This is a genomic window from Gordonia sputi NBRC 100414 (genome assembly GCF_000248055.1).
Classification (GTDB): domain Bacteria; phylum Actinomycetota; class Actinomycetes; order Mycobacteriales; family Mycobacteriaceae; genus Gordonia; species Gordonia sputi.
The window spans coordinates 35,037-47,469 of the sequence record NZ_BAFC01000042.1; the positions used below are offsets into that span (position 1 = coordinate 35,037).

Consider the following 12,433-nt stretch of genomic DNA (forward strand, 5'->3'; position numbering starts at 1 on the left):
TTTCGAGGAAATAGGTGCACAAAGTTTTCGGCGGCGGTTACTTCGCGCGCTGCACATCGGTAAAGTCGAGCAAATGACGCGTCCGGCGACTTTGAGTTCGTGCACTTGGCCGGAACTGGAGAACTCTGCGACGACGCTGCTGGTCGCGGTCGGATCGCTCGAACAACACGGGCCGCATCTACCGCTTGACACCGACACCCGCATCGCGAGTGCCGTGGTCGCGCGTGTTCACGCGACCCTCGACGACACGTCGACACTCATCGCACCGCCTCTCGGCTACGGAGCGAGCGGCGAGCACGAAGGATTTCCGGGCACCATCTCCCTGGGCCATGACGCGCTGCGCAGCGTACTCGTCGAGTACGGACGCAGCGCATGCCGATGGGCGCAGCGCATCGTCTTCGTCAACGGCCACGGTGGCAACGCGCAGACGCTGGTCGACGCGATCGGTCTGCTCCGCTACGAGGGCCGCGATGTCGCGTGGTATCCGTGCGCGTTCGATGGGGCCGATGCGCACGCGGGTACGACGGAAACATCAGTGCTGCTTCACCTTTCGCCCGATGCTGTGCGTCGTGACAGCGTCGTCGTCGGTAATCGCGCACCCGTTGCGACGCTGCTACCGGCGATGCGTGACGGGGGTGTGGCCGCGGTCAGCGCCAACGGCGTGCTGGGCGATCCGACGACGGCATCTGCCGACGACGGCGCTGTGCACCTCGACCGATTGGTGAGTCGACTCGGCGCGGCGATCCAGCAATGGGACGTCGCCGAGAACGGGCGTCTGCGATGAACGCACCCACCGACGCACCTCCGGTGCCCGCACCGAGTCGCGACCTGCCGAACGGCTTCCAGGTCCAAATCGACCTGCGATGTGCCCGACACGGTGATCTGCGCTACCTCGTCGGCGGCTCGCCGACTCGGCTGATGAGACTGTCCGACGCCGCGCTGGGGATGACGTCGGTCGACGGTCGGATCGAAGTGTGCGACGGCCCGACGCGAACACTGGCCCGCCGCCTTCTCGACGCGGGAATGGCCAATCCCCGCCCCATGCACGGACCGTCGACCGACGACGTCACGATCGTTGTTCCGGTGCGCGACAACCAATCCGGCGTCGACCGTCTCCTGAATGCCGCCCGCGGTGTCAAGGTGATCGTCGTCGACGACGGTTCGCGCACTCCCATCGTTGCGCAGGGTCCGCAGGTTCGCGTGTTGCGTTTCGACGAGAACCGGGGACCGGCAGCCGCGCGAAATGCGGGCGCCGCAGCTGCCGACACCGAGTTCATCGCCTTCGTCGACTCCGACGTGGTGCCGCACAGCGACTGGCTCATGATGCTGCTCGGTCACTTCTCCGATCCGGCAGTGGCAATCGCGGCGCCGCGCATCGTCGGGCTCGACCGCGACGACGAGCGAGGCGAGCACCACAAGCGGTCGCTCGCCGAGCGCTACGAGAACGGCCATTCATCACTTGACATGGGGCCCAGCGAGGCGGGCGTCGTCCCAGGAACTCCGATCGCGTACGTGCCGAGTGCGGCAATGTTGGTGCGCGCGAGCGCATTCGATGGATTCGACGAATCGTTACGCGTCGCCGAGGACGTCGACCTGTGCTGGCGGACGCACGAGAACGGCTGGCGTATTCGCTACGACCCGATCGCGACTGTCGCGCACGATCACCGCACCAGCATGCGCACCGTGCTCGGACGCCGGCGGTTCTACGGCACCGGCGCGGCGTTCCTCGCCGAGCGGCATGGGGAGTCGGTGGCTCCGGTCGTGATGTCGATGTCGATGGCCGCAGCGGTCGCGGCGTTGTTGACGCACACCAGAATCGGTCTCGCGGTGGCGATGGTGATTCTGCTCCGCGTGGGGCATCGGCTCCGCACACGACTGGGCGAACTGCCGGAGGCCACGCGGGTATCCGCACAGATGACCTCGCGGGCAACCTTCTTCGGACTACTGCAGGCCGCGGGCGCGGTGTGTCGCCACTATTGGCCCGTCGCGTTGCTGCTGGCGCTGATCTCACCGAGATTCCGACGAATCGTGATCGAGATCGCGATCGCCGAAGGCGTCGTGGAATGGATTCGCTCCGTCGCCGCGGAACCCGCGGTGGCGCCGACCATGGGGCCGTTCGGCTACCTGCTGTGCCGACGTCTCGACGATCTCGCGTACGGTACCGGGCTCTGGCAAGGGGTGCTCTCGCACCGCGACTTCGCGGCGTTGCGCCCGGTACTGACACCGTAGCGGCGTCGAATTCGACTGTGCTGTGCCCACATCGACCGCAGGCTCACGCAGCGTCGACGTTGTGATCGTCGGCGCGGGCAGCGCCGGGTGTGTGCTCGCCGAGCGACTGTCGCGTCACGAGAAGCGATCGGTGCTCGTGCTGGAGCAGGGGCCGTCGGAGTGGCCGGATGCCGACGTCCTCGACCTACGCAGGTTGCCGATCTCCGACGGCGAGCGCTATGTCACCCACCATCGTGAGTCGTCGGGGTTGCCGGTGGTCCGTGGACGTGGGCTCGGCGGATCGTCGACGGTGAACGGCGGCTACTTCATGCGCTTTCATCGCGGCGATTTCGGCGCCTGGCAGGGACCGTGGACACCCGACGTCATCGACGGGGCGTACGCCGAGGTCGACGAGAAGATGGGTGCACATCCGTTTCCCGATGCCGATCTCGCCCCCGCGGCGCTGGCGTTCGAGAAGTATTGGGGAGGAACATATCCGACTCGACCGCTCGACGACCCGTGGCCGCTGGTCGGGGTCAATCGGGTGCGCTCGAACAGCGTCGATGGAATTCGACGGACCGCCGCGGACGCCTACCTGCGTCCGCACCTCGACCGGCCGAATCTGCGAGTCCGCACGGGAGTGACGGTCGAGAGAATTCTCCTCGCGGAGGGGAACGCTGTCGGCGTGATGTGCGACGGTCAGGACATCCGCGCACGGGAGGTGATCCTGTGCGCCGGAACCCTCGGCAGCGCCACGGTGTTGCTGAGGTCGGGCGTCACAGCCGAGCGTATGCGTGTGCGCGAGCACCGCGAAGTACTCGTCGGATATCGCCTCCGCGAGCAACTCACGCCGGGCCCGTTGCTGCCGACGGTCGTGCACACCGACGACGGTCTCGAGATCCGCTGTTACCGAGACGATTTCGCGCGATACATAGGAGGTCTCGCGGTGACCGGGCCCGCCGTCGGAGTGGCGGCGATGACGCCGGGTGCCTCGGGAGAGGTGTATCTCGACGGCGGGGGCGTCGGCGTTCGGCTCGACCGGCCAGACGCTCGAGTGCTGCGCCATCTCTCGCGAACCGCGCGGGAGGTGGTCGAGATGTTGAGGTCGTCGTCGTTCGGCGAGCTCGTCGTCGCCGAGTCGATCGCCATCGACCCTGTGTTGCGGACGTCGCAACACGCCTGGGGATCGACGCCCATGGGTGGGCGCACCGACTGGCTCGGGGGTGTGCGCGGCGTGGGGCACCTGCGGGTCGTCGACGGTTCCATCCTCCCGTCCGCGGGTCGTAGCGGACCCCATGCCACGACGATGATGGTAGCGGCGGTGATCGGGGACGCGCTCGCCGCGGACTGAGACACAAACATGGGATGTTAGGATGTGTTCATGTCTGAGGTCATCGAGCGTCCCAAGCGCACCAGCGAACTGGTCGTGGAGCGGATGGAGCGGCTCATCCGCGACGGCGTCTGGCCGGTGGGCACGTGTATCCCGGCAGAGCCGGAGCTGGTACGCGATTTCGGAGTGGGGCGCAACACGATTCGCGAGGCTGTGCGTGCGTTGGAGCATTCGGGCATGCTCGTGCCGCGTCGTGGCGATGGCACCTATGTCCGCAGTGCCAACACATTTGCCGCTGCGATGACCCGCACGGCGACGTCGGAGATGCTCGACCTGCTACAGGTGCGTCGTGCGCTGGAGTCGGAGGCGGCCGCGGGCGCTGCGCGCGACGCCACGGCAGATGCCAAGCGCGCACTGCGCGAGGCGCTCGATACGGCGGAGGGCATCCTCGCGACGGGCGACATCGACGCGTACGCGCGCGCCGACATCGACTTCCACACCGAACTCGTTGCGGCGTCGGGTAATCCGCTGCTCATCGAGATCTATTCGGGTGTCCTGGAAGTGATGCACCGCGCACACGCCGACATCGCAGGGTTGTCGGTGGTAGCGAACGCGCACCCGGCAGGACATCGTGACGTGGTCGCCGCGATCGACGCGGGCGACGAGCGGGCCGCGCGGGCGGCCGTTCTCGACTACCTGGCCGAGGCGGAAGGCGGTGTGCGCCGATGAGTCGGACGTCCATCTCGCCGACCCGGGTGGCGTCCGAGACGCCCTCGGAACACTCGGTCAGACTCAATCCCGGTGAATTGCGTGGCGGCGCAGCGATTCTCGCAGCCGTGGCGATCATGCTTGTTGCGGCCAATCTGCGGCCGCCCGTCGTGTCGGTGGCGCCGCTGATCGATGTGATCCGCGACGACCTCGGATTCTCCAGTGCGACAGCGGGTCTGCTCACCACGCTGCCGGTGCTGTTCTTCGGACTGACCGCGCCCATCGCGCCGCGGATCGCAGCCCGCTTCGGAATCGAACGGACCATCTTCGCGTCGCTCGCATTGCTGATCGTCGGAATCCTGTTGCGCCTCATACCCTCTGTGGCGACGCTATTTCTGGGATCGGCCATCCTCGGCGCGGCGATAGGCGTGTGCAACGTCGTGTTGCCCGCGCTGATCAAGCGTGATTTCGCGCATCGCTCCGGTCTGATGACCGGCTTGTACTCGATGACCCTGTCGGGTGGGGCGGCGGTGACCGCAGCGGTCATGGTGCCGATGGACACCGCGCTCGACGAGAATTGGCGGGCGTCGTTGGCGATGTGGGCTCTGCTGGCCATCGTCGCGATGGTCGTGTGGGCGCCGCAACTGCGTCGGGTTCACACGGTCGCGGTGGGGCCGCGCGCGCCGGGCCTCTGGACCAATCCGATCGCATGGGCCATCACGGGCTACATGGCGGCGCAGTCGTTCATCTTCTACACGTTCAGCGCGTGGTTGCCGCAGTACCTGATCGACCACGGGAGCACACCGTCGAGTGCGGGCAACGTGCTGGCGATCGGGCAGGTGGTCGCGCTGATCATGTCGCTGGTGGCTCCGATCATCGCTGGGCGGTTCGCCGATCAACGTCTGGTGACCCTCGGATTTCTCGCGGTCTGTGCGGCGGGCTTCGTCGGGCTGGTCTTCACCGATCACGCGACGGTGCTCTGGGTCTGCATGGTGATGGCGGGTCCGGGTGCGGCCATCAGCCTCGCGCTGCTGTTCATGGTGCTGCGCAGTTCGTCTGCCACGCAGACCGGCCAGGTGTCGGGGATGTCGCAGTCCGTCGGCTACATCCTCGCCGCGGTGGGTCCGATCGCCATCGGATGGATTCACGACGTGACGGGGTCGTGGTCGATCGCCTTCGGCGTGCTCGCGCTGGCCGTCATCCCGCAGGGGCTCGCGACACTACTGGCCGCCAAGAACGTGCGTATGCCTTCTCATCTCGAGTGACCAACCAGCCCGACAGTGCGAGAGTCCTCGGTTGACCTGCGTGTGACCCGGACCTCCCGTGCTCGCCCGGGCAGCGGGACCCACGATGCGGGGCCGTAGACTGGCGACGACGTCAGATCAGCGAAACGTCGTACTCGCTGGTGCTCGGCGGGCAAGGAGGAAGTGATGACCGCCGCCGACAGTGGAACACAGGCCGAAGGTGCAACGCAGGGCGAAGGTGCAACGCGGGCCGACGCGGCACGCATCCGGCCAACCATGATTCTCGGCGCGGCCTTCGCCGTGGCTCTGCTGGGTGTCGCGATCTATGCGCTCGCCAGTGGAGACGCCCGCCACCTCGAAAGCGGCGACCCGTTCCCCGGTACGTTCACCGCGGCCGCGGACGTCGTCGGCTACTTCCTCGGTTTTCTCGCTGCCGCACTGACGCTCGGTGGCCTCGTCTTCATCATCACCGCGTCGAATCCGGATGATCAGGGCAGCATCGACGTGACGGGATACCGCGCGCATCTGATGCTGGGCAGACTCTCGATCGGCTGGGCAGTGCTGTCGTGGCTGATGGTTGCCGTCGCCGCTGCCGACGCCTCCGGAACGACGCCGTGGCGACTGGTGAGTGAGGGCTTCCTCGGAGAGGGGATCGGGGTCAGCGAGGCCGCCGTCGCCTGGATCGTGATGGCGGTGTGCGCCACCGTGATCGCGGTGCTCATCAGGTTCTCGCTCGCGTGGATGATGCACGTCGTTCTCCTCATACCCGCCGTGATCGCGATGGTCGCGCTGCCACTCGCGAGCAACGCGGGGCAGGGGCCGAACCACGACTACAACACGAGTCTCGGGATCGGGTTCGCGCTTGCCGTCGGAGTGTCACTCGGGTTCCGAGTCGCGTGGGCCGGCGCGCCGCGCATCACCTCCGACGTCGCGCGCACTGTGGTGTCCCGGCGCAGCGCGCTCATCCTCGTCATCAGCGACGCCGTCGCGCTCGTATACGGCTTGGCGCTGACCCTCTTCCTGCTGCCAGTGCGATACGCCTTCGACACCGCCTTCGGTCTCGCCGCGATCGTCATGATCGTGCTGGTCGCCGTGGCGCTCGCGACGAGTGTTTCCGCTTATCGCGCATGTCGACAGGCCGGCACCGATACAGACGACGCCGGTACAGACGACGCTGATACAGATGGTGACGCGGGGCGTCGGATCGTGACCCTAGGTGCTGTGCTCATGCTGGCGGCGGTCGCGTGCTGGACCGTCATGGACACCCGCGTCGCCCCCGGCCTGCTGGCGCACAAGTTCACCGGATGGGACGTCTTTCTCGGGTACGAGCTGCCCGGCCCGCCGACGACATGGACGTTGGCGACGTTCTGGCGCCCCGACCTGTTGATCGGTGTCGCGGCCGTGGTCGCAGCCATTCTCTACCTGTTCGGTGTGCGCCGTCTGCGGCGTCGTGGCGATGAGTGGCCCGTCGGCCGCACCATCTCGTGGGTGCTCGGCTGCCTGGTCGTCGTCGTGGTCACCGGGTCGGGCGTGCGCGCCTACGGCTCGGCGATGTTCAGCGTGCACATGGCAGAACACATGGCGCTCAACATGTTCGCGCCGGTGCTGCTGGTGCTCGGTGCGCCCGCGACCCTTGCGCTGCGTGCGCTACCCGCGGCTCACGGCGACGAACCTCCCGGCCCGCGTGAATGGCTGCTGCGCGTGCTGCATTCGAAGGTGACGGCGGTGCTGTCGAATCCGATCGTGGCGCTGGTGGTTTTCGTGCTGTCGCTCTACGTCGTCTACTTCACCGGCATCTTCGGCACGCTCACCCGGTATCACTGGGGCCACGTGTTGCTGACCGTGCACTTCATCATCGTCGGCTACCTCTTCTACTGGGTCATCATCGGCATCGACCCGGGGCCGCGTCGAATCCCGTTCCTCGCCCGCATCGGATTGTTGTTCGCCGTCATGCCATTTCACGCGTTCTTCGGCATCGCGTTGATGACGATGTCGACGGTGGTCGGCGACAAGTTCTACAGCGAACTGATGTTGCCGTGGGTGACCGACCGCCTCCACGACCAGTGGCTCGGTGGCGCAATCGCCTGGGGCGCAAGCGAGGTGCCCGTCGTTCTGGTCGTCGTGGCCATCGTGGCCCAGTGGGCCAAGGTCGATCGGCGCGAGGCCAACCGTGGTGATCGCCACGCCGACACCTACGAGGACACCGAGCTCGACTCCTACAACGCGATGCTCGAAGAGCTGTCGAAGTCGCGTCGATGAGCAGGCTCTATCCGGTCTGTCGGGCAGAGAGTTTCGACGGCTTGACCGCGCGAGGACAATGGCACCATGCGATGTGAGGTGGCACGGGAGTCGCTGTCGGCGCGCATCGACGGCGAGCGTGAATCGGTGCCCGCTGCGCGCGTGGACGAGCACGTCGCACAGTGCCCCGCATGTCAGCGCTGGTACAGCACCGCGCAGGGCATGAACTTCGCAGCGGCCGACCTTGCGCCAGACCTCAGCGCGACGATCCTAGAGGCATCGCAGACCTCCGAACCCGACGGCATCACGCGTCGTCACAACGCCGACGGTGTTGGTCGCGCGGTGGTGGCTCTGCACGCCGCGTCCGTTGCATGTGCTGTCGCCGCAGTCGTCTTGAGCGTCGGTTATCTCACCGGCTCCGCGCCGCTCTGGTACCCCGTGGTGCAAATCGTGCTTGCCGTCGTGGCAATCGCGCTCGCCGTGGCCGCGCGGGTCAGATCACGACGTCGTGGCCGGGCGGCACATCAGATACCCAGTGCCGCAACAAGTATCGACGACGACGCTCGTGACGACGACGCCGCGTCGGACGTCACCGACCTTGCCGCGCTGCGCGCGAAGCGCAAAGCGGGATAGCGCTCCCCACCCGTAGACCGGCGCTACTTGCGTGCGCCGAAGTGCTGCAGCCGCAGGCTGTTGGAGACGACGAACAACGACGACAGGGCCATCGCGGCGCCCGCGATCAGCGGATTGAGCACGCCGGCCGCAGCGATCGGGATGGCCGCGACGTTGTAGCCGAACGCCCAGATCAGGTTGGTCCGGATCGTGCGCTGGGTGGCACGCGCGAGGCTCAGCGCGGCGGGGGCGGCACGCAGGTCGTCGCGCACCAGCACGACGTCGGCGGCGCCGATCGCGACGTCGGTACCGCGACCGATCGCAACGCCGAGATCCGCGGTGGCCAGTGCGGGACCGTCGTTGATGCCGTCGCCGACCATGGCCACCGAGTGCCCAGCGTCCTGCAGCTCCCGGATCGCGTCGACCTTGGCGTCGGGAAGCACTTCTGCGATGACGTCGGTGATGCCCACCTCATCGGCGACCGCGTGTGCGGCGCCGGAGTTGTCGCCGGTCAGCAGAACGGTGCGCATGCCTGCGGCCTGTAGGGCGGCGATGGCGGGTGCGGCACTGGACTTGACGGTGTCGGCGACGGAGATCAGTCCGCTCAGTCGGCCGTCGACAGCGACGTAGATCACGGTCTCGCCCTTGGCTTCTGCGTCTCGTCGACGGCGAGCAGTCGCCGCCGGAATCACGCCGCCCGCGTCGTCGACCGACTGCGACACCCAGCGAGGCGACCCGACGGTGACCCGATGCCCGTCGACCGTTCCGACGACGCCGCGTCCGGGTTCGGCGCGGAAGTCGGTGACCTCGAGGCGGTCCGCCTCGTCGACCGCCGCGACGATCGCCGAACCGACGGCATGCTCGGACGCGGATTCGACGGCACCCGCCAGCGCAAGCAGGCGCTCATCGGAGAGCTGCGCCTCGTCGTCGCTGTACACCTGCGTCACCGACAGCGCGCCCTCGGTGACGGTTCCGGTCTTGTCGAAGACGACGGTGTCGATGTAGCGGGAGGTATCGAGAGCCTGATAGCCCTTGAGGAAGATGCCCAGCTGGGCACCGCGGCCGGTCGCGACCATGACGGCGATCGGCGTGGCGAGACCCAGCGCGCACGGACATGCGATCACCAGCACCGCAAGACCCGCGGCAACGGCACGTTCGACGGGACCGCCTGCGAGTAGCCACGCGCCGACTGTCACCACGGCGATCGCGACGACGACCGGTACGAAGACACCGGCGACGCGGTCGGCGAGGCGCTGGGCATTGGCCTTGCCGGTTTGAGCCTCTTCGACCAGACGCATCATCCCTGCGAATGCGGTGTCGGGTCCGACGGCCGCGGCCTCGACGATCAGACGCCCGTTGAGCGCGGTGGTGCCGCCGATCACCGGCTCACCCGGCTCGACGTCGACCGGCTTCGATTCGCCCGTCATCGCGCTCATGTCGACGGCGGCCGATCCCTCGATGACCAGGCCGTCGGTGCCGATGGTCTCACCCGGACGGACGACGAAACGCTGACCTTCCGACAGTTCACCCGCCGGGATGCGCATCTCGGTGCCGTCGCGCAGCAGGACCGAGACATCCTTGGCTCCGAGCGCGGCCAATGCCCGCAGTGCGCCGCCCGCACGGGAGCGTGCGCGCGCCTCGAAATAGCGGCCGGCCAGCACGAGGACAGTGACGCCGGTTGCCACCTCGAGGTAGATGGAGTCGGCGCTCCAGATGGCAGCCCACACACCCTGCGAACTCGTCGAAGCGGTGTCCGTGGCGAAGAACATCGAGTAGAGCGACCACCCGGCCGCCGCGAGAACACCAAGTGTGACAAGCGTTTCCATGGTCGCGTTGCCGGTGCGGAGATTCTTCGCGGCGACGCGGTAGAACGGCCACGCGCACCACGTCAGGATCGGCAGCGCCAGCGCGAGCAGCAGCCACTGCCATCCCGTGAACCTCGTCGACGGCACGACGGCGAACACGATCGACAGATCTGCGAGCGGGATGAAGAGGATCAGCGCGACGGCGAGTCGACGGAACAGGCGTTTTGCCTCGTCGCCGTCGGTGTCGGGAATGGGGGTGGGAGTGTCGCTGCGGACGCTCGCGCCGTAACCGCTCGCGTCGACGACCTCGCACAGCGAGTCGGCGTTCACATCGGCAACGGCGTCGATGGTCGCGACGCGCGTCGCATAGTTCACCGACGCCTTGACGCCGTCGACCTTGTTCAGCTTCCGTTCGACCCTCGCCGCGCACGCACCGCAGGTCATGCCGGTCACGTCGAGCTGGATTCGTTGCAGTGTGTTCGCGGCGTCGGCGATCCCGGTTTGGGTCGACTCGGGTTCTCCGGTCGCGCTCGTGCGGGATTCCAGCGTGGTCACATCGTCCTCGATCTCGTCGTCCGTATGCGCGCGCCGCAGGCGTTCGGGAATGCCCCGATCACGAGCAGATCGATCCTCGACAAGAGATCTACGACGATCCGCAGGCATTGGCCGCGCACGTACTCCTACAAGTATGTCGTGCGGGGATGCCGGACAGTTCCCGGGGATTTTCCGGACGGCGCCTACCGCGTCAGATCAGCGTCTGCCAGTAGTCCCAGAACTCGACGAGGATGGCGACGATCACGATCGCGTACCAGACGGGCAGCAGCACCCACAGCCAGCCGCGAATCTCGCGGCCAAGCCTGCTGTCTCCGATCACGCGGTTGATGCTCAGCACCAGGATGATGGGCACGACGACCCAGACGACCAGGCAGTATGGGCACAACGCGTGGATCTTGTACAGCGCTGAGTAGGCGAGGAAGTTGACGAAGACGAAGCCCGCGAAGCTGCCGAGTGCCATGCCGAGCCAGTACCAGCGGGGGAGGGAGATCCCGGCCAGCGCGAGCACACCTGTGACGATGACCACCGCAAACGCCGCTATACCGATCAACGGGTTGGGGAACCCGAACAGCCCCGCCTGCCAACTCTTCATGACCGAGCCGCAGGAGATAACCGGGTTGATCGAGCAACTCGGCACATAGTTGGGGTTCTGGAGGAGGTGGATCTTCTCGATCGCGAGCGTCGACGCCGCGACGAAACCGATCACCCCGAGGATCAGGAACATCAGCGCGGTGGGCCGACTCACGTGCACGAGGCCTGTGAGACCTCGTGAACCCGACTGCTCAGCGGTATCGGCGACGTCAGCGTCGTCGACGGTCCGCGTCGCGTCGGTTGATTCCTTCTCGGTATCGACAGGTACGTGCGCGTTGTCGTCGGCGTGTGTCGTGCTCATCGTTGTTGCCTCGCGTATCGGGTGCGATGGTGTCGGTCGGCTACTACTTGTTCGCTGCCTCGTTGACCGCTGCGATCAATGCGTCGGGCGTGCTGAGCTGGACCGGCTGCCCGTTGATCTTGATCGTCGGGGTCGCATTGACGCCGGAGTTGAGCGCCTTCTGGGTGGTGTCCTTCACAAAGCCGCTGAACTGCCCATCGCCGATGCACTGCTTGAGGTTCGTCGCCCCTACCTGCTTGGCGATCGAGTTGAGCTCATCGTTGGTGAGGCCGGGGCCGCCCTCCTCGGGCTGCTGCGCGTAGAGCGCGTTGTGGAACTTGAGCCAGGTGTCGAAGTTGCCGTCACCGGCGGTCGACTGCGCGACGCACGCCGAGGCGTTGGCCGAGCGGGAGGAGTAATTGGTGGTCGACATGCGGTCGAGGAACGCGATCGGCATGTAATCGACGGCAACCTTCGGGTTGTTGCGGATCTGATCCATGGCACCGGCGAACTGGGTTTCGAACGCGCGGCAGGCGGGGCACTGGAAGTCCTCGACGACCGTCACCGTGACGGGCGGGGTGGTGCCCTTGGGTGCCGTGGTGATCCGATAAGCGTTGTCGGTGGCGACGGTGACGTTGCTCGACGATCCGGTGGCCGACTCGTGGGAGACCAGCACCCAGACGCCGATTCCGACCGCCAGGGCGACCAGCACGACGGCTGCACCGATCTTTATCAGCAGGGAACGGCGCTTCTCCGCCGCTCGCGGGTCAACGATCGGCTTGCGACGCTTGTCGGCCACAGGTCCCTCACATCTCTTTCGCTCGTCATCTGGGGTGAGGACCGACCACATCGTCGTCGACAC

At 66.8% G+C, this 12,433-nt stretch carries 10 protein-coding genes; 7 read left to right on the forward strand and 3 right to left on the reverse strand.

Annotation, left to right across the window (positions count from 1 at the left end; genetic code table 11):
* Positions 1-73: 73 nt before the first annotated feature.
* From mftE to GOSPT_RS05550, 7 genes are all read left to right on the forward strand, one after another.
* Positions 74-784 (forward strand): mycofactocin biosynthesis peptidyl-dipeptidase MftE, encoded by a 711-nt coding sequence (mftE, locus tag GOSPT_RS05520; protein WP_039854866.1) that lies wholly within the window; start codon positions 74-76, stop codon positions 782-784.
* A complete protein-coding gene (gene mftF, locus GOSPT_RS05525; protein ID WP_005203895.1) occupies positions 781-2,229 on the forward strand; it encodes a mycofactocin biosynthesis glycosyltransferase MftF in 1,449 nt (482 codons plus the stop codon). The genes mftE and mftF overlap by 4 nt, the downstream gene beginning before the upstream one ends.
* 22 nt (positions 2,230-2,251) lie before the next feature.
* Positions 2,252-3,559 carry a mycofactocin system GMC family oxidoreductase MftG gene (gene mftG, locus GOSPT_RS05530; RefSeq protein ID WP_039854869.1) on the forward strand — a complete coding sequence of 436 codons (1,308 nt, stop codon included), beginning with the start codon at positions 2,252-2,254 and terminating at the stop codon, positions 3,557-3,559.
* A gap of 30 nt (positions 3,560-3,589) precedes the next feature.
* A complete protein-coding gene (locus GOSPT_RS05535) occupies positions 3,590-4,267 on the forward strand; it encodes a FadR/GntR family transcriptional regulator (protein ID WP_039854933.1) in 678 nt (225 codons plus the stop codon).
* Positions 4,264-5,511, forward strand: a complete 1,248-nt coding sequence (locus GOSPT_RS05540; protein ID WP_005203898.1) for a CynX/NimT family MFS transporter — start codon at positions 4,264-4,266, stop codon at positions 5,509-5,511. Before GOSPT_RS05535 ends, GOSPT_RS05540 begins: the two co-directional genes overlap by 4 nt.
* Before the next feature lie 165 nt (positions 5,512-5,676).
* Positions 5,677-7,749, forward strand: a complete 2,073-nt coding sequence (locus GOSPT_RS05545) for a cytochrome c oxidase assembly protein (RefSeq protein ID WP_005203899.1) — start codon at positions 5,677-5,679, stop codon at positions 7,747-7,749.
* A 66-nt stretch (positions 7,750-7,815) separates the two neighbouring features.
* Positions 7,816-8,361, forward strand: a complete 546-nt coding sequence (locus GOSPT_RS05550; protein ID WP_005203900.1) for a zf-HC2 domain-containing protein — start codon at positions 7,816-7,818, stop codon at positions 8,359-8,361.
* 23 nt (positions 8,362-8,384) lie between these two features.
* Here the strand turns inward: GOSPT_RS05550 and GOSPT_RS05555 are convergent, their stop codons facing one another.
* The 3 genes from GOSPT_RS05555 to GOSPT_RS05565 form a co-directional block, all read right to left on the reverse strand.
* The gene (locus tag GOSPT_RS05555) at positions 8,385-10,700 is read right to left on the reverse strand and encodes a heavy metal translocating P-type ATPase (RefSeq protein ID WP_005203901.1); all 2,316 of its coding nucleotides are present in this window, start codon (positions 10,698-10,700) and stop codon (positions 8,385-8,387) included.
* A gap of 190 nt (positions 10,701-10,890) precedes the next feature.
* Positions 10,891-11,592, reverse strand: coding sequence for a vitamin K epoxide reductase family protein (locus GOSPT_RS05560; protein WP_005203902.1), 702 nt, complete (start codon positions 11,590-11,592; stop codon positions 10,891-10,893).
* A 43-nt stretch (positions 11,593-11,635) separates the two neighbouring features.
* Positions 11,636-12,370, reverse strand: coding sequence for a DsbA family protein (locus tag GOSPT_RS05565; RefSeq protein ID WP_005203903.1), 735 nt, complete (start codon positions 12,368-12,370; stop codon positions 11,636-11,638).
* Positions 12,371-12,433 lie beyond the last annotated feature (63 nt).